Origin of the sequence: Staphylococcus croceilyticus, assembly GCF_002902575.1 — a bacterium.
GTDB lineage: Bacteria > Bacillota > Bacilli > Staphylococcales > Staphylococcaceae > Staphylococcus > Staphylococcus croceilyticus.
In genome coordinates, this window is record NZ_PPRD01000056.1 from 1 (window position 1) to 20531 (window position 20531).

The window sequence follows — 20531 nt, forward strand, 5'->3', positions numbered from 1 at the left end:
CTCAGAACCCTCAAATTCAACAAATATTTACATTTGCTGCTTTAGCCATTGCGTTCTTACTTAGACCAATTGGCGGAATAGTATTTGGTATTATTGGGGACAAATTCGGGCGTAAAGTTGTATTAACAACGACAATTATCTTAATGGCCTTATCAACATTGACAATCGGTATTCTGCCGAACTACGACATGATTGGCTTATGGGCACCGGCGCTCTTGTTACTCGCTAGGGTATTACAAGGTTTCTCTACTGGTGGGGAATATGCAGGTGCGATGACATATATTGCAGAAATTTCACCAGATAAAAAACGTAATAGTTTAGGTAGTGGTCTTGAAATTGGAACACTATCTGGTTACATTGCAGCCTCAATTATGATTGCATTATTAAGTTTCTTCTTATCAGATGCACAAATGCAAGCTTGGGGTTGGAGAATTCCATTTATTCTAGGTTTATTCCTTGGTTTATTTGGTCTTTATTTACGTCGTAAACTTGAAGAATCTCCAGTTTATGAAAATGATGTTCAAACACCAGAACGTGATAATGTTGGTTTCTTTACTATTTTACGTTATCACTTTAAAGACATCTTAGTATGTTTCGTAGCTGTTGTATTCTTTAATGTAACGAACTATACAGTAACAGCTTATTTACCTACTTATTTAGGTCAAATCGTTAAGATTGATGAAACAACTACAAGTGTTTTAATTACTTGTGTTATGGCTGTTATGATTCCATTAGCTTTATTCTTTGGTAAAATGGCAGATAAAATTGGTGAGAAGAAAGTATTCTTAATCGGTACTGGTGGTCTTACTTTATTAAGTATTGTGGCATTTAGTTTAATCCACATTAAAGCATTACCACTGATTATTTTAGGTGTATTTATTTTAGGTTTCTTCTTATCAACATACGAAGCAACAATGCCTGGTTCATTACCAACAATGTTCTTTACACACATTAGATATCGTACATTAGCGGTAACATTTAACGTGTCTGTATCATTATTTGGTGGTACAACACCATTAATTAACTCTTGGCTAGTAGAATCAACTGGTAATGTTTATGCGCCAGCTTACTACTTAACTGCTATTAGTTTAATTGGCTTTATTGTGATTGCTGTATTTCATACAAGTACTGCAGGTAAATCACTTAAAGGTTCTTACCCTAATGTTGATAATAAGAAAGACCTTCATTACTTTGAAGAACATCCTAAAAAAGCATTATGGTGGATTAAAGAGAAGAAAAATAGAAAAGCATAATATAATATTTACACGCATTGGTGAGAGCAACCTCATCAATGCGTTTTTTTATTTAGGAGAAATTTAAAGAGATTCTAAGATAGATGTTCTCTCACTTAAGTTGTGATGCTTGCCTAGGGGGTTGGGTCGAGCCACGGTCTTGTAAAGTAGTTCTTAGATGAATGTTACTCATTTTGTTGCGACGCCTTCTTGCGGGAAAGGCTTAAGCCTGTAGTCTTATAAAGCAGTTCTTTGATTTTAATCATTAGAACTACTTACTTAAGTGTGTAAGCACTTAAGTTCATTAATTTACTTTATTAATTTTTATATTTCGACTATTTCAACTTATTTTAGCGTAAATATGTATAAACAAAATAGCGTCGATGTTAGCTAGGCTCAAAGATACTCTCTAAGCTTTCAAAGGGGGACATCTTTGGCTAACATTGACGCTATATTGAATAAGGTGAGTTTAGGAATGATTTATGACTTTTAAAGTTACTTTATATTAGGGGGCCAAGTACTTAAAAATCAATTTTGGGAATATACTTCTGTTTGAATTCTCATTTGGAAAAACACTTTTATTTTTTGTGAAAATGTCTTAATAACTTAATTTCATATTATCAAGATCATTCTCTAGTAGAGAGAGCAATTTATAGATTTCATTCTTGTTAAACGTTTCATCAAATTTTACCGTAATCGTCTTGAAGGTTTTTGTAATGATTTCGTACATTGGGATACCGTTCTCTATATTTTGCTTGTAGATGATCATGATGTGTGTTACCTCCTTTGTCTCTCTACACTTAATATAGTAATGGATTTTTTATATGAAAACATGAGCCCCAAGTACCAACTTTTCATACAACGTATAACCGATATGTATCTACGACTAAATGAGTAGTTTTAAAAATACATTATTATGAACATTAAAATCTCCCTATCTAGTGCTTGATAGGAAGGTTAATAAAATTATTGTTTAGTATTTATGAAAATTAGAGTTCACCTTTGAATAATTTTACGAATCTGTCAGGACTATCTTGACCTAAACAAATATCTAAAATCTCATGAGATTCTTGTTGTTCTTCTTCACTTCTAGGGAACATGCGACTTTCATATTCTTTGATTACTTCGTCGATACTATCATAATTTTTGGCAATGCCTTCTGCTAATTCAGCAGCATCTAACATTGCTAAGTTAGCCCCTTCACCAGATGGCGCCATTAAATGCGCTGCATCGCCGATTAATGTTACCCCTGATTTAGGTTCCCAACGATGTTTATCAGGTAAAGCGTTGATTTTACGTGCCACAATATCTGAATCTGCTTCAGTTAATAGGGCAGTAATTTCAGGTGACCAACCTTTAAATTCTGCTTTAATTGTGTCGATAGCTTCTTGTTTATTTGAAAAATCAATGCTATCAATCCATTCTAAATCACGATTCATTTCGATATAAGTGTGAATGACATTGTTAGCTTCACGATGAGCTACAAAGCCTTTTCCTGGAGCTAAAGCGTACATAGCACCTTGGCCAACTAATTTAGCTGTTTCAGGATAGTTGTTGTCTACATCATGTAAATAAGTTTCGATAAATGTTGTACCAACATAGTCTGGTGTCACATCTGTTAATAGTTTGCGCACTTTAGACCATGCGCCGTCAGCACCAATTAATTTGCTAGTTGTAACTTCGCTATCATCTCTAAAGACAACGCGATATTGACCATTTTGAATTTCTTCTACATGATCCACTTTTTTATTCCATTCAATTGTTTCATCTGGAAGAGAGTCAAGTAGGATTTGACGTAAATCTCCACGTAATACTTCTGGACGTCCATTATCTTCATCAGCTGGAACATCTAATAATAATTCGCCGTTTTCATCAACGATACGTGCTGCGTCAGCGCCTTCATGAATAATTGAATGAAATTCATCCATTAAATTGGCTTTTTCTAAAGCGACTTGACCATTATATTCATGAATATCTAATTGCCCACCTTGCGTACGTGCCTCAGGTGATGCATCAGCTTCATATACTTTTGAAGGAATGCCATTAACATATAGTACACGAGCTAATGTTAAACCGCCAATGCCACCACCTATAATTGTTACAGGTTCTTTTACTTCTACATCTTTATTTAATTCACTCATCATATTAACTCCTTATTTTTAAAAAGTTTTCCATGCACTCATAGTTTACGCCCAAAATACATGCTTTAAACATATTTAAACTTCGTAGATTAATTTGAAAGAAATATAAAACAGTTAGGCAAATAGTTTAACGTTGAACAATGTATGATGGTGTGTGTGGGAGCCAACATAGAGAATTTCGCATAGAAATTCTACAAGCAATGCAAGTTGGGGTTAATGAACGTAAGGGTTCGCACACTTAAGTGAGTGAATATCTATCTTAGAACTATTTTAGATACAAAATTAAAAAAACTGCCCGCAAAGTCATAGACTTTGAGGACAGTTAAAATGCATTTCTTTAAACTTCAGTTACTTCTACGTCGATGTGTTCAACACGGTTGTAAGCACCGTGGTCTACTGGACCTACGAAGTCGTTCATTTTCCAACCGTTTTTAATTGCTGAAGCAACAAATGCTTTCGCACTTACAACTGCTTCTTTAGGTGATTTACCATTCGCTAAGTATGCTGTTGTTGCAGCTGCAAATGTACAACCTGCACCATGGTTATAACTTTGTTGGAACATGTTAGTAGTTAATTGATAGTATTTGTCGCCATCGAAGTATAAATCATAAGACTTATCTTGATCTAAAGCTTTACCACCTTTAATAATGACATGTTGTGCGCCTTGGTCGTAGATGACTTTAGCCGCTTTTTTCATATCTTCGATTGAAGTTAATTTTCCTAAACCAGAAAGTTGACCAGCTTCAAATAAGTTTGGTGTCACTACTGTTGCTTTAGGTAATAAATATTCGATCATAGCATCAGTATTTCCCGGGTTAAGTACTTCGTCTTCACCTTTACAAACCATAACTGGGTCAACTACGAAGTATTTTGCGCCTGACTCTTCGAATGCTTCGCCAGCACGTTTAATGATTTCTTGTGTACCTAACATACCAGTTTTTACAGCATCTGGACCGATTGAGATAGCTGTTTCTAATTGTTTCTCAAATAAATCCATTGAAAGAGGTGTCACATCATGAGACCAAGTTTCTTTATCCATTGTTACAACAGCAGTTAAAGCTACCATGCCGTAAGTATCTAATTCTTGAAACGTTTTAAGGTCCGCTTGCATACCAGCTCCCGCACTAGTATCTGAACCTGCAATAGTTAAAACTTTTTTTAATGCCATATTGATTCACTCCCGACAGTTTTCTAATCTATTACATATCATAACATGTTTTTTATAAAGCATACTAGCACAAGCGTTGAGAGAGATAATGGTAGGAAATTGATAACTGATGATATGCACATTATGTTAAAATATGGCATGAGGTGAAAGCGATGGAATGGTCAGAAATATTTCATGATATTAAACAGAGGCATGACTTTAAAGCAATGCATGATTTTCTAGAAAAAGAGTATACGACTCAAATCGTCTATCCAGATAGAGAGAATATTTATCAAGCGTTTGATTTAACGCCATTTGAAGATATAAAGGTAGTCATTTTAGGACAGGATCCTTACCATGGACCTAATCAAGCGCACGGTTTAGCGTTCTCTGTACAACCAAATGCGAAATTTCCACCGTCATTAAGAAATATGTATAAAGAGTTAGAAGATGATATTGGTTGTCATAGAACATCGCCACATTTACAAGATTGGGCGCGCGAGGGCGTATTATTATTAAATACTGTATTAACAGTACGTCAAGGCGAAGCACATTCTCATAAAAATATTGGTTGGGAAACCTTTACCGATGAAATCATTCAAGCGATTTCGGACCATCGAGAAAATGTGGTGTTTATTCTGTGGGGTAAACCTGCCCAACAAAAATTAAAATTAATCGATACGTCTAAACACCATATCATTAAATCTACGCATCCTAGTCCATTGTCAGCACATCGTGGTTTCTTCGGTTCGAAACCTTACTCACGTGCTAATGAGTTTCTAGAATCGAAAGGGAAATCTCCAATTCACTGGTGTGAAAGAGAGGAATAATAGATGAATAAAGAACAAATTATTCAATTAATCGAACGCGAACTTGTACAAGCAGATGAAGCTAACAATAATCAAGAATTTGAAAAGCACATGTATGCGATTCATACGTTGACTTCATTGTATGCTAATCAGGAGAGTGCGCCTAGTACACGTCGCAATAAAACGCACGATTTTACTGATACAGTAACGGCGTCTTCATTTTCAAAAAAAAATAATACAATGACTAGCTCGGGAATGAGTCATTCTGCTTCATCAAATAAGTCAACGGTTACGGCTGCTGAAATCGAAGCGATGGGTGGCAAGGTGCCAAATTCAATGAAATCGTCACAAAATAATGATTTGTCATCGAATACAATGGTTACAGATGATGAAATCGGTAATGGTGAATCCATATTTGATTTCTAGAAGAAATAAGGAGTTTGAGGATAAATGATGAAAGTATTTATAATCTTAGGAGCTTTATGCACGATGATGTCAGTAGGTACTGGTGCATTCGGTGCACATGGCTTAGAAGGTAAATTGTCGGACAAGTACATGTCTGTGTGGGAAAAAGCAGTGAATTACCAAATGTATCACGGACTCGGCTTATTAATTATTGGTGTAATCAGTGGTACAACTTCAATTAATGTTAATTGGGCTGGATGGCTTATATTCTTAGGAGTAGTCTTCTTTAGTGGTTCACTTTACATTCTAGCATTAACACAAATTCGTATATTAGGTGCCATAACACCGATTGGTGGGGTACTGTTCATCGCAGGTTGGTTAATGTTAATCATTTCTACATTTAAATTTGTAGGTTAAATTTATTAATAATCGAATATTCATAGGTTAAAACACTCACTTCAAGGGTATATAGGGTACTTGAGGTGAGTTTAATTTATGAAAGATAAAAATCAAAATCAGAATCTAGATAGAGGAGATTTGAAACAGAACCTCTCAGAAAAATTTGTGTGGGCGATTGCTTATGGTTCTTGTATTGGCTGGGGCGCATTTATTTTGCCAGGGGATTGGATTAAACAATCTGGACCTATTGCAGCATCAATAGGGATTGTTATTGGTGCATTACTGATGATTTTAATTGCGGTAAGTTATGGCGCGTTAGTCGAGAAATTTCCTGTATCAGGTGGCGCATTTGCATTTAGTTACTTAAGTTTCGGCAGATATGTGAGTTTCTTCTCATCATGGTTTTTAACATTCGGATATGTCTGTGTAGTTGCTTTGAATGCTACGGCATTTAGTTTATTGGTAAAATTCTTATTACCTAATTTATTGAATAACGGAAAACTTTACACAGTTGCCGGATGGGATGTTTACATCACTGAAATTATTATTGCAACGGTCTTATTACTGGTATTTATGTTTATCGCTATTCGTGGTGCAAGCGTTTCAGGATCGTTACAATATTACTTCTGTGTAGCAATGGTGATTGTAGTCTTATTAATGTTCTTTGGCTCATTCTTTGGCCATAATTTTAGTTTTAGTAATTTACAACCATTAGCGAATCCTAAGAGCGGATGGTTTACATCTATTATTATGATTGTCGCCGTAGCACCATGGGCTTATGTAGGTTTCGATAATATTCCTCAAACTGCAGAGGAATTTAACTTTTCACCTAATAAAACGTTTAAACTAATCGTTTATAGTTTATTAGCATCATCATTAACATATGTAGTAATGATTCTTTATACAGGTTGGTTAAGTACTAATAATGCAAGTCTTAACGGTAATTTATGGGTGACTGGTGCTGCAACACAAACTGCTTTTGGCTACATTGGTTTAGGCGTGTTGGCAATTGCGATTATTATGGGAATTTTTACAGGATTAAATGGCTTCTTAATGAGTGCAAGTCGTCTATTATTCTCAATGGGACGTTCAGGCATTATGCCTAGAGCGTTTAGCAGATTGCACCCTAAATACAAAACACCTTATGTCGCGATTATCTTTTTAGTCGCAGTAACACTTATTGCACCTTGGTTAGGCCGTACAGCTTTAACTTGGATTGTAGATATGTCTTCAACTGGCGTATCCATTGCTTACTTTATTACATGTTTATCTGCGGCTAAATTATTTAGCTATGATAAGAATAGTAATACGTACGGACCTGTTTATAAGACGTTTGCCATTTTAGGTTCTATTGTATCATTCATATTCCTTCTATTATTATTAGTACCAGGTTCACCAGCATCACTTTCAATGCCATCATATATCGCATTAGGTGGTTGGTTAATCATTGGCTTAATCTTCTTTGTTATACGTTATCCTAAGTTGAAACGTATTGATAGTGATGAATTAAGCCGCTTGATTTTAAACCGCTCTGAAAATGAGGTCGAAGATATGATAGAAGATACAAACAAATAAATAATGTGTCATTGTTAAATTATAAATTAAAAAGTGCATGATACTGAACAACCCTACGTTCAATATCATGCACTTATTTTTTATATATTAAATACGTTCTCGTCGACGATCAAATCCTGATACGACAATCTTAGAAATTTGATCAGCAAATAATAAACCAAGCGCAATAGCGCCAGCAATTAATGTTACTTCGAGCATCGTATTAATGGCTTTACCGAATTGCAATAATACTAAATTTTTAGTGGCGTCAAATGCAAGCCCACCAGGCACAAGAGGGATAATCCCTGGCACCATAAATATAATTGCAGGTTCTCTTTTTCTACGTGCCATATAGTGACTGATTAGACCTAAAGCAAAACTACCAAAGAAACTAGAATAAATCGTATGAATACTAAGCCCTTGATAGAAAAGGATGTAAACCATCCAACCACATGCCCCTACAAAACCACATGAAAGATATAATCTTCTAGGAGCGTCGAATATAACACAGAAAAACAGTGAAGCGGTATAACTAAAAAGTAAATTTAACAACCAAAACATGTGTATACACTCCTAAACTAAAATTAACACTGAACCTACACCTGCACCGATACCAAAGGAGGTAACAAGTGCTTCAAGCGATTTCGTCGTAAACATCAACATATGTCCACCAAATAAATCTTGGATGGCATTTGTGATAAGTACTCCAGGGACGATAGGCATTACTGATGCGATGATAATCGTCGCTAAATCACCACTAGGGACTAAATAATGACCTAGAACTGAAATAACACCAATAACTAATGAGCCTATGAATTCAGGTATAAATTGAGCATGTAATCGGCGGTCTAAAATTTCAACCACTAAATAACCTAGTCCACCAGCTAATAGCGCTGTGATAACATCGATAAGTTGACCACCTTGTAAATAAAGGAAGCTAATAGCAATAATGGCAGCAGCAATACCTTTGAAGGTTAGGCTACTATCTCTTTTAGCCACATAAATATGTTCGAGTTTGGCTTTTGCATCTTCAAGCGAGATCTTACCTTTTGTAATTTGTCGTGAAATTTCATTAACTTGTGAAATTTTAATTAGATTTGTGTCGCGGGAATTAATTCTAAAAATTCGCGGATAGGATTCATTATGTAATGTAAATTGTATAACAGTGTTTGTAACGAAACTATTGCTTTCAGAGTAACCTAATTTGCGTGCAATGCGAGTCATTGTATCTTCAACACGTGTGCCTTCAGCGCCAGATTCCAATAAGATACGTCCAGCAATCATAACCACGTCTTTTATTAATTTTTCATTTGCGTTTTCATTTGTATCTATATGTTTCATTTCATCACCATTCATATTTATGTAACATAATTATAGTTGATGCCCATTGAAAAGACTACTACGTTAATGAAAATTTAAAAAATAAAATGATTACAATTCGTTAATAATAATGAATAAGAAGGTAATGACATAAAGTTGTAATATACTTAATTAAAAATAATTAACAACATTTCTCTATAATGTTTCAAAATATTACAATTCGGTTAAATAACAATTAGTTAACAATTTGTGAATAATATTGGGTAGCGACAATATTTTTCATAATGTTAACGTTCAGAGTAGTAATTAAGTTCTCCCAAACATACTACACGAAGTACACTTTGAGATAGAAGTGTACTTTCCTTTAACAAATAATACTAATATATATAGAGTATAATAAATAGCCCGTAGATGCAGAGTCTACGGGCTATTTTGATTTTTATTACTTAAAAGACGTTCTTAGGTAGATATTCACTCACTTGAGTTGTAAAGAAATTCTTAGATGAACATTCACTTATTTTTGTTGCGACGCTTTCTTGCGGGAAAGGCTTAAGCCTATAGTCTTAAGCTCTTTCTTTTCCGCCAAGAGTCGCGCAACAACACTCGTAGTGCATCTCTAGAATTTCTTACCTAAGTGCTCTAGCACTTAGGTACATTAATAATCAACATAGGAATCTTCGCAACTACGTTTCGTTATCTATCTTAGAATGCCTTACGCAAGTGCATGCGCACTTGTGTTTAATATCATAAATGGTTCCTACCTTAAGATAGAAACCATTTAAATCAAACTATATTTGAATTTGTCATACAATTCTTTTTTAAGAGGCTAATCTCAATTTATTTGTTAAATTGAGAAGAATGTTTCGAAATCGTCTGTTTTTAAGATATGACCGATGTAGAAACTACCAAAGTCGCCGTAGCGTGCTGTTGTTTCATCAAAGCGCATTTCATAAACAATTTTTTTGAATTGTAAGACGTCATCTGCGAATAATGTTACGCCCCATTCGAAATCGTCGAAGCCTACTGAACCAGTGATGAATTGCTTGATTTTACCAGCATATTGACGACCAATCATACCGTGGTTATACATTAATTTTTTACGTTCTTCCATTGGTAACATGTACCAGTTATATGTTTCATTACGGCGTTTATCCATAGGATAGAAACAGATATATTCTGCTCTAGGTAATTCTGGATATAAGCGTGCTCTTATGTGTGGGTTTTGATAAGGATCTTCATCAGATTTACCAGCTAAATAGTTACCTAATTCGATAACTGATACATATGAGTAAGTTTGAATAAAGAAATCAGCAATGCGAAGTTTATTTAGTTCATTTTCAATCGCATTTAATTCTTTCATTTCTGGACGTAAGTACCATAATAAGATATCAGCTTTTTGTCCAGTAATATTATATAAGGCGTAATCGCCAGCGTGTTCATCTCTAGCGCTTGCTTTATCATTAATAAATGCTTTAAATTCGTTAATCATTGCTTCACGCTCATCTTCAGGCACTAATCGGAAAGTTGCCCAATCTACAGCGTAAAATAAATGAAGACTATACCAACCATCTAATGTTTCGGCTGCTTCACTCATAATATATCGCTCCTTTAAATATGATATTTATCATTTAATACAGGTTAAATTTTATCATAAAGAGAAATGTGAAACATACCTAAATGATTACAAATTGGTGAAATGGAAATCTCGCTACAAATGCAGTATAATTAGGTTGCAAAATATTATTATGAAATTATTTAGGAGGGCATTATGTCTAGTTTATTAGATGTATTACAAGAAAAACTTTCAGGAAAAAATGTAAAAATCGTATTACCTGAAGGTGAAGATGAACGTGTATTAACAGCTGCTACAAAATTACAAGCAACTGACTACGTAACACCAATCGTTTTAGGTGACAACGATAAAGTTAAACAATTAGCTGAAGAAAAAGGATTAGATATTTCAAATATTGAAGTAATCAATCCTTCTACAAGCGAATTAAAACCTGAATTAGTTAAATCTTTTGTTGAACGTCGTAAAGGTAAAGCAACTGAAGAACAAGCTAAAGAATTATTAGATAACGTTAACTACTTCGGTACAATGTTAGTTTATGCTGGTCATGCTGAAGGTTTAGTAAGTGGTGCTGCACATTCTACTGGTGATACTGTTCGCCCTGCATTACAAATCATTAAAACAAAACCAGGCGTATCTAAAACTTCTGGTATCTTCTTTATGATTAAAGATGACCAACAATATGTATTCGGTGATTGCGCAATCAACCCAACATTAGAATCTTCTGATTTAGCTGAAATTGCTGTTGAAAGTGCTAAATCTGCTAAAAGCTTTGGCATGGATCCACGCGTAGCTATGTTAAGCTTCTCAACTAAAGGTTCTGCGAAATCAGACGATGTTGAAAAAGTTGCTAACGCAGTTAAATTAGCTCAAGAAAAAGTTGAATCTGAAGGCTTAGATAATGTAGTTATCGATGGTGAATTCCAATTCGACGCTGCTATCGTACCTGCTGTTGCTGAGAAAAAAGCACCAGGCGCTAAAATCCAAGGTGATGCAAACGTATTCGTATTCCCAAGCTTAGAAGCTGGTAACATTGGATACAAAATTGCACAACGTTTAGGCGGATTCGACGCAGTTGGTCCTGTATTACAAGGTTTAAATTCACCTGTTAACGACTTATCTCGTGGTTGCTCAACTGAAGACGTTTATAACTTATCAATTATCACAGCTGCGCAAACATTACAATAATGGATTTAGCAAGCAAATATTTTAATGACATTGATTGGCGCTATGTTGACCATACTTCTGGTTTAGCGCCAATGCAGTCATTTGCATTTGATGACACGTTTTCAGAAAGCGTGGGTAAAGACCAGTCATGCAATGTTGTGAGAACTTGGATTCATCAACATACCGTTATTCTAGGTATTCATGATTCACGCTTGCCCTTTTTAAAAGATGGTATTCAGTATTTAACTGACGAAATCGGTTATAATGCGATAGTTAGAAACTCTGGAGGCCTTGGCGTAGTACTCGATCAAGGTGTTTTAAATATTTCTCTTATCTTTAAAGGTCAAACTGAAACAACTATTGATGAAGCATTCACCGTGATGTATTTATTGATTTGTAAAATGTTTGAAAATGAAGATATCGAAATAGATACGAAAGAAATTGAACATTCGTATTGTCCGGGTAAGTTCGACTTAAGCATTGATGGTAAGAAATTTGCAGGTATTTCACAACGTCGTGTACGTGGCGGTATTGCCGTTCAAATTTACCTTTGTGTTGAAGGTTCTGGCTCTGAGCGTGCTGAAATGATGCGTGTCTTTTATGAACGTGCGCTTAAAGGTGAGACAACTAAGTTTAAATATCCAGATATTCAACCTGAATGTATGGCTTCATTAGAAACATTACTTGCACGTGAAATTAAAGTCCAAGATGTGATGTTCCAATTATTGCATGCCATTAAAGATTTAGGTGGTAAGCTCAATATGGATGAGATTACTAATGATGAATGGGCGCGTTACGAAGGTTATTTCGATAAAATGATTGATCGTAACGAAAAAATGACACGTTCAATGGATAAGAAGTAAGCGTTAATTGAATAGATATTAAGAAGAGGTTTTTATTACTTTTAAAGTAATAATAAGCCTCTTTTTTTAATGGAGAAAAAAGTTGAATAAGTAGAATAATATATTGGAATTATTATAAAGTGCTATATTCCTACTTATTTTTATAGTAATATTATTTAGGTGGACTAATTTAAGTTGAATTGGAATTTCTGATTTGAAAACTCGTAAACACAATGTCATCGTGTGTTTTCAAGATGGAACGGAATCATCATAATATTCCAATGATTAACTCTGAGATAATTAAAAAGTATGGTTTAACACAGAATAAGTGTTGTAACGATGTTAATAAATTCGATTTTTAGGGTATAAATATTTTTAAGTTTTGAACTAATTTTGACAAAGTTTTATACTATTTATTGATATGAGTTTTATAACATAAATTTTTATTAAATTTATTTTCAATATTTGAACTTACTATACCGCCATAAAACATAATTGTTATAAAACAGATTGACGGTAATTAAAAAACGTAAGAGTGCGTTATCATAATTGAGGTTATATGCCATTTAAATGCGTATGCGTGCCTCGAAATAATTTTCAGAAAGAATATTAAAGGTGAGATATCATGGTACAACGTGGCTATGGGGAGTCTAACGGGAAGATCATATTAATCGGGGAGCATGCGGTCACTTTCGGGCAACCGGCAATTGCGATCCCATTTACTTCAGGAAAAGTCAAAGTGCTTATTGAAAGTTTAGAAAAAGGTAACTATTCAGCGATTCAAAGTGATGTGTACGATGGCCCATTATACGATGCGCCAGAACATTTGAAATCGTTAATTGGACATTTTGTTGAAAATAAAAAAGTTGAAGAACCGTTATTAGTTAAAATTCAAGCTAATTTACCGCCTTCAAGAGGCTTAGGTTCAAGTGCAGCAGTAGCGGTTGCATTTATTAGAGCAAGTTATGATTACTTAGGCTTAACGTTAACAGATAAAGAATTGTTGGAACATGCGGATTGGGCAGAACGCATTGCGCATGGTAAACCAAGCGGTATCGATACGAAAACGATCGTAACTAACCAACCAGTTTGGTATCAAAAAGGCGAAGTTGAAATCTTAAAATCTCTTGATTTAGATGGCTACATGGTAGTCATTGATACAGGAATTAAAGGCTCTACAAAACAAGCCGTAGAAGATGTTCATCGTTTATGTGATAACGATGAAGCGTATATGAAAGTCGTGGAACATATTGGAAGTTTAGTTTATTCAGCAAGTGAAGCAATTGAACATCATAGCTTTGATCAATTAGCAGAAGTATTTAACGCATGTCAATCAGATTTACGTACGCTCACAGTGAGTCATGATAAAATTGAAATGTTGTTGAAATTAGGTGAACAACATGGCTCTGTGGCAGGTAAATTAACAGGTGGCGGTCGTGGAGGCAGTATGCTAATTCTAGCTAAAGAGTTAAATACAGCGAAAGCGATTGTTTCAGCAGCCGAGAAAGCCGGCGCACAACATACGTGGATTGAAAAGTTAGGAGGATAAACCATTGAAACGAAGTGGTAAAGCACGTGCACATACGAATATAGCACTGATTAAATATTGGGGTAAAGCAGATGAAGCGTTAATCATCCCCATGAATAACAGTTTATCGGTGACGTTAGACCGTTTTTATACGGAAACGAAAGTAACCTTTGACGAAACACTATCTCATGATCAGTTAATTCTTAACGGAGAAGAAGTAGATGCGAAAGAAAGCGCAAAGATTCAACGTTATATGGACATGATTCGTAAAGAAGCAGGCATCACAACGCATGCTTTAATTGAAAGTGAGAATTTCGTACCAACAGCTGCAGGTTTAGCGTCTTCAGCTAGTGCTTATGCTGCTTTAGCTGGTGCTTGTAATGAAGCACTACAATTAGGTTTATCTGATAAAGATTTATCACGTTTAGCACGTCGTGGCTCTGGTTCAGCTTCACGTAGTATTTTCGGTGGTTTCGCTGAATGGGAAAAGGGACATGATGATGCTACATCATATGCGCATCGTATTGATGCAAATGGTTGGGAAGACGATCTAGCCATGATTTTTGTTGTCATTAATAATAAATCTAAAAAAGTTTCAAGTCGCTCAGGGATGTCATTAACACGTGATACATCTCGCTTCTATCAATATTGGTTAGATCATGTCGACGAAGACTTAAAAGAAACAAAAGATGCGATTTCAAAGAAAGACTTTAAGCGTATGGGTGAAGTCATCGAAGCAAATGGGTTACGTATGCACGCAACGAATTTAGGTGCACACCCTCCATTTACATATTTAGTACCAGAAAGCTATGAAGCGATGCGTATTGTACATGAATGTAGAGAAGCGGGCTTGCCTTGTTACTTTACAATGGACGCAGGACCTAATGTAAAAGTATTAATTGAAAAGAAAAACCAACAAGCAATTGTAGATAAATTTATAGAAACATTTGACCAAGCGCAAATCATCACAAGCGACATTACACATTCAGGCGTCGAAATAATTAAGTAAGGAAGAGATATAATGATTCAGGTGAAAGCACCCGGGAAACTATATGTAGCAGGTGAATATGCAGTAACTGAGCCAGGCTATAAGTCTGTCTTAATTGCTGTAGACCGATTTGTTACGGCTGCAATTGAAGCTTCAAATGAAGTGTCAGGTACCATTCATTCTAAAACGTTGCATTACGAACCAGTAACGTTCTATCGCAATGAAGATAAGATTGAAATATCTGATGCACATGCCGCAAACCAATTGAAATACGTGGTAACGGCGATTGAAGTTTTTGAACAGTATGCTAGAAGCTGTAATATCCACTTAAAACATTTTCATTTGACGATTGATAGCAATTTAGATGATGCTTCAGGTCAAAAATATGGTTTAGGTTCAAGTGCTGCAGTATTAGTTTCTGTCGTGAAAGTGTTAAATGAATTTTATGATATGCAATTATCTAATTTATATATTTATAAATTGGCTGTTATTGCGAACATGCGACTTCAAAGTTTAAGTTCTTGCGGAGATATTGCTGTAAGTGTATATAGTGGCTGGTTAGCGTATAGTACCTTTGATCATGAATGGGTGAAACAACAGATGGAAGAAACATCTGTTACAGATGTTTTAGAGAAGAACTGGCCGGGTCTTCATATCGAACCACTTCAAGCACCTGAGAATATGGAAGTGTTAATAGGTTGGACGGGTTCACCTGCGTCTTCACCTCATTTAGTAAGTGAAGTTAAACGTCTTAAATCTGACCCTGTTTTTTATGGAAAATTCTTAGACCAATCGCATACATGTGTTGAAAACTTAATTTATGCATTTAAAACAAACAACATTAAAGGCGTGCAAAAGATGATACGTCAAAACCGTAGTATTATCCAACAAATGGATAACGAAGCAACGGTAGATATTGAAACAGAGAATTTAAAATTACTGTGTGATATTGGAGAACGCTTTGGTGGCGCTGCGAAAACTTCTGGCGCTGGTGGAGGCGACTGTGGTATTACTATTATAGACAACCGTATTGATAAACAACGCATTTATGATGAATGGGAAACTAAAGGTATTAAACCGCTTAAATTTAGAATTTATCACGGCCAATAAAAGAATAGAGAAATGAGTAAGACATAATTCGATTAGGAAGTTAGTGTCTTGCTTTTTTTATTGGGAAAATGTAGGACTTTTAAACCAGTGCTTGAATTTTCCAATAAAAAGAGTAAAATAATTAGAGTTAAATTAAACCGTAAATAATTAAGACGAATATATATAATGTTAAAAATGGAAAGGTGGGTGGAAAATGAAAAACAAATTCCTAATCTGCGATGAATGCCAAGCAGTAAATATAAAATCGTTAAAGAAAAAACTAGAAAAATTAGATCCTGAAGCGGAAATTGAAGTAGGTTGCCAATCCTATTGTGGCCCGGGACGTCGTAAAACTTTCGCATTCGTAAACAACCGCCCACTTGCTGCACTCACTGAAGATGAATTAATGGAAAAGGTGACAGCGCAACTGAAAAAACCACGTGATCCTGAAGAAGAAGAGCGATTACGTAAACGTAACGAGGAACGTAAACGACGCAAAGAAGAACAAGATAGAAAATTAAAAGAAAAATTAGCCAAACGTAAAGCAGCTAAATAAAATTCTTTTAACAAGGATATCATAACTGCAGTCGTTGGCGATTTTCTAAGATATGCGCTTAGTTATCGTGATATATCTGAAATATTAAGAGAACGTGGTGTAAAGGTTCATCATTTAACGGTCTACCTTTAGGTTTAAGAATATGCTCCTATTTCGTATCTAATTTGGAAGAAAAAACATAAAAAAGGCTATTATAAATGGCGTGTTGATGAGACATGCATCAAAATAAAAGGCACAAACCTTATTATATCAAGGTTTGTGCCTTTATAAAGCAGTATGATTTAATCATTATTTATACATATAAATATAATGTCACTTATGAGAAGTACATACATTATAAGTAAAAATTTGTTAAATTGTACAAGTTATTGTACAATTGGAGTAATAAATATTTAATGACTATAAGGAGGTATTTAATATGATTGTTAAATCCTATTCATATGTACGTGAACATTTCAAAGATATGATTAATAAAGTTAATGATGATAGCGACACGATAACAATTACCACCAAAGATCGTAATGCAGTTATAATGTCAGAAGATAATTATAATGAAATTATGGAAACACTATACTTGCAACAAAATCCTGCCAACGCGAAACACTTATCAGAATCTATCGAAAACTTAGAACGTGGTAATGTAAAAATTAAGGATATTTTGATATAAGTGGCTAAATTAAATATTACTTTTTCGCCACAAGCATTTGAGGATTATGAATATTTTCAGACAAAAGATAGAAAGATGGTTAAAAGGATTAATCAGTTATTAAAAAGTATTTCTAGAGATGGTGCATTAGATGGTATAGGTAAACCAGAAAAGTTAGTTGGCAATTTTTCTGGATATTATAGTAGACGAATTAATCAAGAACATAGATTAGTATACACAGTAAATGACAATGCAATATTAGTTGCATCTTGTAGATATCATTATAAATAAAAGCATCTAACCAAAAATTCGGTTAGATGCTTTTATTTGCATAATTATATAAAACATGCTATAGTTATGTATTTAAGTCTATCTATACATTCTTACTATTTCTATTAAGATAGATATTTTTGTAAATCGACAATTACAATAATACATCATCCTCCAATAGAAGTAAAGGAAAAATTTAAAGGATGATAGCAATGACATTATTATGTAACAAGTTTAAACAGGACCCTAAGAAAGTTAATTATTTAAATATCTCTATTAAAGAAGATACTTTACAGTATATGGACCCAAATCTTATTGAAACGATATCTAAAAGAGAAACTGGAAAAATCCAATCTCTGGCTCAAAAAGCTACAGAACAAATCGATGTTTTTTTCAATAAAATTATTGATATACATCGGAGCGACTTCTCAGATGCTCAAAAACGTGATGAGTTCAGAGAATTATTCTCTCATTTTTCAGAACCACAGCATTTAAAATTAGGATTCTCTAAAGAAAGAAATTTTGGGAAAGGTACCACAGCTGCTGAACTTGTTAAGATATCTATGAATAAAGATATTCTATCTATTATTTTGAATGAGGATGGTTTGACCATTCCACAAAAAACACCACTAATCAAAAATTTTGGTGATGACAAGTTATCAGATTTAACAAGTAATATCATCATGAATGTTATTATTGATTTTAATAAATCTCTACGTCGTACTTTTCCAGAAATACAAAATTTTGTTTCCCAAAATACTGTAACTTACTACTATTTTTCTATTAATGGCAAATGGAAAAAATATAATTTTAAACCATTTCTTGTTGACAATAAAGAGATATTATTAGTTCCTAAATTATTCACTACTTATAATCAAACTTCCAGTCTTGATTTAATTATAAGGGTGTATATTAGTTATGGAATGAGATATATGATTGTTTTGTCGTAGAATCGATTGATTGTTTAGGTGTAATTATTTAAAAGATAAAGCAGTTCAATTGATGATTACTAGTTTACCTATGATGAATGAAGTCATTGGTAATGCATTATTAGATAAGTTTATGAAAGATTTAATCATTCAAATACTAACTATGGTTTTAGAACAAGAAAGAAATGAAAGCAAGCGTCGCCAAGCACAAGAAATAAAGGTAGTTAAAGAAAAAGGTATATATAAAGTACGCCCTTTCTTACATTCTCCTAACGCTAAAGGGACTCAACAACATATTATTTATCATAGAGTCATAGAAATGTTAGAAGAAAGCCAAGCTATTAGTATGATAGCGAAAGAAGTGAATATAACAAGACCAACCATTTATAAAATTAAGTACGATAATGTTTGATTTAGTATCTCTCAATGCAAATTAGAGCTTCTCACAGCGTCTCAAAATAGATGATCATAATCTATTTAAAAATTATATTTTCTACTGGAAGATCACCTATAGAAAGAGTTAGTATATAAAAATTTAAAAATAAGAATGAACTTTTTAAGTTTATTAAAGTTTTACGCTAATTATATTGGTATCTTTTTTTAGTTATTCTTTTATCAGTCTTTATCAAGAAATGAAGAACTCGTTTCCAAAACTTAAAATATGGAGGTTAATAAATGATTTTTATAAGTGCATGTTTAGTCGGCCAAAATGTTAGATATGACGGAGGAAATAAACTCAACAACGATTTAAAAAAACTTGTAGACAAAGGTATAGCAAAACCAATATGTCCCGAAATTTTAGGGGGCTTATCAACTCCAAGAAATCCTGCAGAAATCGTGGGGGGAGATGGTTTTGATGTTTTAGAAAATAAAGCTAAAATCATTGATAATCAAGGAAACGATGTTACAAAAGAATATGTAAATGGAGCAAAGAAAGCGTTAGATATTTGTCAAACATTGAACTGTAAAACATTGATTCTAAAATCCGATAGCCCAACTTGCAGTTCAGAAAATATTTACACCGGTGAATTTAACGGAAACAAAAAACAAGGGGTAGGAATATTTTCGGCATTATTAATGAAAAACGGAATACAAGTTTATAACGAAAAAAACTATAATATTTAAATGAGTTATTCAAATTGCCCCCCTTTGACACAATATTTAGAGAAAAAAGAAAGCGCATTTCACTTCAGTCAGCTACTGCCATATAATGATAATGAAAGCTGAGACATTTATTTTGTCTTTTAATTTGTTTAGTTTATTTTCATTTCTCTTACAAACCATTCATTTTCTTTTTTTCTCCTTTGTTTGTTTTTTCTGACTTTGCAATAGAAACTAATTTACTTATATAAATGTAAAAAAACGCTAGGAAGATTATTAAATCGTCCTAGCGTTCAACGTATAGTTTAATCTTATGACATTACAACTACGTTAGTAGCTTGTTCGCCACGTTGACCTTCAGTGATATCAAAATCAACTTTTTGGCCTTCTTCTAAAGTTTTGTAACCTTCACCAGCAATACCGCTGAAGTGTACGAATACGTCACTTCCGTCTTCTCTTTCGATGAAACCAAAACCTTTTTCTGCGTTAAACCATTTTACTGTACCGTTATTCATATAGAATACCTCCATGTGCTTTTGCACGAAATATTTGTAACAAATTCATTTATAAAAAAGAGAGTATTCTAGACAAACACACTACAATTAAATTCACGAGCTTTTATTACGTAAGGTTAACTATAACTGGTTACGTTTAATAAGTAAAGCTTTTTATTTTCTTAAAAATTGATAAAGTAAAATTATTACTAGCATAACACTGTCATAACAGTATTTATCGAGTACTAATTTTTTTAAATGTTGAGTTGTCAATTTAAGTGCAACAACTCAGAATTTAAAATTTCATAAGACGTCTTCCAATTAAGACACTTTCTAGGACGATG

Annotated in this window: 22 protein-coding genes and 2 pseudogenes; 17 read left to right on the plus strand and 7 right to left on the minus strand. The window is 33.9% G+C overall.

Annotation, left to right across the window (positions count from 1 at the left end; all coding sequences use genetic code 11):
• A partial coding sequence (locus CD128_RS07455) for an MFS transporter (RefSeq protein ID WP_103329386.1) occupies window positions 1-1253 on the plus strand: 1253 nt, incomplete at its 5' end.
• Window positions 1254-1830: 577 nt separating this feature from the next.
• On the opposite strand, the gene vraX is transcribed toward CD128_RS07455, so the two are convergent.
• The 3 genes from vraX to thiD form a co-directional block, all read right to left on the minus strand.
• Window positions 1831-2001, minus strand: coding sequence for a C1q-binding complement inhibitor VraX (vraX, locus tag CD128_RS11860; RefSeq protein ID WP_046309718.1), 171 nt, complete (start codon window positions 1999-2001; stop codon window positions 1831-1833).
• A 220-nt stretch (window positions 2002-2221) separates the two neighbouring features.
• On the minus strand, window positions 2222-3373 hold the full coding sequence (locus CD128_RS07460) for an FAD-dependent oxidoreductase (protein ID WP_103329387.1): 1152 nt from the start codon (window positions 3371-3373) through the stop codon (window positions 2222-2224).
• A 337-nt stretch (window positions 3374-3710) separates the two neighbouring features.
• The gene (thiD, locus tag CD128_RS07465) at window positions 3711-4541 is read right to left on the minus strand and encodes a bifunctional hydroxymethylpyrimidine kinase/phosphomethylpyrimidine kinase (protein ID WP_103329388.1); all 831 of its coding nucleotides are present in this window, start codon (window positions 4539-4541) and stop codon (window positions 3711-3713) included.
• A 152-nt stretch (window positions 4542-4693) separates the two neighbouring features.
• Here thiD and CD128_RS07470 point away from each other — a divergent pair, with 152 nt between their 5' ends.
• The 4 genes from CD128_RS07470 to CD128_RS07485 all read left to right on the plus strand — a co-directional run bounded on the left by CD128_RS07470 (window position 4694) and on the right by CD128_RS07485 (window position 7708).
• The gene (locus CD128_RS07470) at window positions 4694-5350 is read left to right on the plus strand and encodes a uracil-DNA glycosylase (RefSeq protein ID WP_103329389.1); all 657 of its coding nucleotides are present in this window, start codon (window positions 4694-4696) and stop codon (window positions 5348-5350) included.
• 3 nt (window positions 5351-5353) lie between these two features.
• Window positions 5354-5755 (plus strand): DUF5327 family protein, encoded by a 402-nt coding sequence (locus CD128_RS07475; RefSeq protein WP_103329390.1) that lies wholly within the window; start codon window positions 5354-5356, stop codon window positions 5753-5755.
• 27 nt (window positions 5756-5782) lie between these two features.
• Window positions 5783-6151, plus strand: coding sequence for a DUF423 domain-containing protein (locus tag CD128_RS07480; protein ID WP_167409922.1), 369 nt, complete (start codon window positions 5783-5785; stop codon window positions 6149-6151).
• Between the two features lie 78 nt (window positions 6152-6229).
• Entirely contained in the window at window positions 6230-7708 is a 1479-nt protein-coding gene (locus CD128_RS07485; RefSeq protein WP_103329391.1) for an APC family permease, read from the plus strand.
• Between the two features lie 87 nt (window positions 7709-7795).
• Here CD128_RS07485 and CD128_RS07490 read toward each other — a convergent pair whose 3' ends face one another.
• The 3 genes from CD128_RS07490 to hemQ form a co-directional block, all read right to left on the minus strand.
• Window positions 7796-8248, minus strand: a complete 453-nt coding sequence (locus CD128_RS07490) for a threonine/serine exporter family protein (protein WP_103329392.1) — start codon at window positions 8246-8248, stop codon at window positions 7796-7798.
• A 12-nt stretch (window positions 8249-8260) separates the two neighbouring features.
• Window positions 8261-9028 carry a threonine/serine exporter family protein gene (locus CD128_RS07495; protein ID WP_167797506.1) on the minus strand — a complete coding sequence of 256 codons (768 nt, stop codon included), beginning with the start codon at window positions 9026-9028 and terminating at the stop codon, window positions 8261-8263.
• An 823-nt stretch (window positions 9029-9851) separates the two neighbouring features.
• Entirely contained in the window at window positions 9852-10601 is a 750-nt protein-coding gene (hemQ, locus tag CD128_RS07500) for a hydrogen peroxide-dependent heme synthase (RefSeq protein WP_103329394.1), read from the minus strand.
• A gap of 174 nt (window positions 10602-10775) precedes the next feature.
• On the opposite strand from hemQ, the gene pta reads away from it, so the two are divergent.
• From pta to CD128_RS07560, 12 genes and pseudogenes are all read left to right on the plus strand, one after another.
• On the plus strand, window positions 10776-11765 hold the full coding sequence (gene pta / locus CD128_RS07505) for a phosphate acetyltransferase (RefSeq protein WP_103297389.1): 990 nt from the start codon (window positions 10776-10778) through the stop codon (window positions 11763-11765).
• Complete coding sequence (locus CD128_RS07510) at window positions 11765-12607, plus strand: lipoate--protein ligase family protein (RefSeq protein ID WP_103329395.1); 843 nt, start codon at window positions 11765-11767, stop codon at window positions 12605-12607. Before pta ends, CD128_RS07510 begins: the two co-directional genes overlap by 1 nt.
• A 604-nt stretch (window positions 12608-13211) precedes the next feature.
• A complete protein-coding gene (gene mvk / locus CD128_RS07515) occupies window positions 13212-14135 on the plus strand; it encodes a mevalonate kinase (RefSeq protein WP_103329396.1) in 924 nt (307 codons plus the stop codon).
• 4 nt (window positions 14136-14139) lie between these two features.
• On the plus strand, window positions 14140-15123 hold the full coding sequence (gene mvaD / locus CD128_RS07520; RefSeq protein ID WP_103329397.1) for a diphosphomevalonate decarboxylase: 984 nt from the start codon (window positions 14140-14142) through the stop codon (window positions 15121-15123).
• Between the two features lie 12 nt (window positions 15124-15135).
• Window positions 15136-16212 carry a phosphomevalonate kinase gene (locus CD128_RS07525; RefSeq protein WP_103329398.1) on the plus strand — a complete coding sequence of 359 codons (1077 nt, stop codon included), beginning with the start codon at window positions 15136-15138 and terminating at the stop codon, window positions 16210-16212.
• A gap of 193 nt (window positions 16213-16405) precedes the next feature.
• Window positions 16406-16747 carry a YuzB family protein gene (locus CD128_RS07530; protein WP_103329399.1) on the plus strand — a complete coding sequence of 114 codons (342 nt, stop codon included), beginning with the start codon at window positions 16406-16408 and terminating at the stop codon, window positions 16745-16747.
• An 18-nt stretch (window positions 16748-16765) separates the two neighbouring features.
• Window positions 16766-16981: pseudogene (locus CD128_RS07535) on the plus strand (IS6 family transposase); the annotation flags it as partial.
• A 184-nt stretch (window positions 16982-17165) separates the two neighbouring features.
• A complete protein-coding gene (locus tag CD128_RS07540) occupies window positions 17166-17414 on the plus strand; it encodes a type II toxin-antitoxin system Phd/YefM family antitoxin (protein ID WP_103329400.1) in 249 nt (82 codons plus the stop codon).
• The gene (locus tag CD128_RS07545; RefSeq protein ID WP_103329401.1) at window positions 17415-17684 is read left to right on the plus strand and encodes a Txe/YoeB family addiction module toxin; all 270 of its coding nucleotides are present in this window, start codon (window positions 17415-17417) and stop codon (window positions 17682-17684) included.
• 191 nt (window positions 17685-17875) lie between these two features.
• The gene (locus CD128_RS07550; RefSeq protein ID WP_231917276.1) at window positions 17876-18613 is read left to right on the plus strand and encodes a hypothetical protein; all 738 of its coding nucleotides are present in this window, start codon (window positions 17876-17878) and stop codon (window positions 18611-18613) included.
• A gap of 22 nt (window positions 18614-18635) precedes the next feature.
• Window positions 18636-19004, plus strand: a pseudogene (locus CD128_RS07555) (helix-turn-helix domain-containing protein); the annotation flags it as partial.
• A gap of 263 nt (window positions 19005-19267) precedes the next feature.
• Window positions 19268-19717: a 2-thiouracil desulfurase family protein gene (locus tag CD128_RS07560; protein ID WP_103329402.1), complete on the plus strand. Its 450-nt coding sequence runs from the start codon at window positions 19268-19270 to the stop codon at window positions 19715-19717.
• 287 nt (window positions 19718-20004) lie between these two features.
• Here the strand turns inward: CD128_RS07560 and CD128_RS07565 are convergent, their stop codons facing one another.
• Window positions 20005-20208 carry a cold-shock protein gene (locus CD128_RS07565; RefSeq protein WP_049426256.1) on the minus strand — a complete coding sequence of 68 codons (204 nt, stop codon included), beginning with the start codon at window positions 20206-20208 and terminating at the stop codon, window positions 20005-20007.
• Window positions 20209-20531 lie beyond the last annotated feature (323 nt).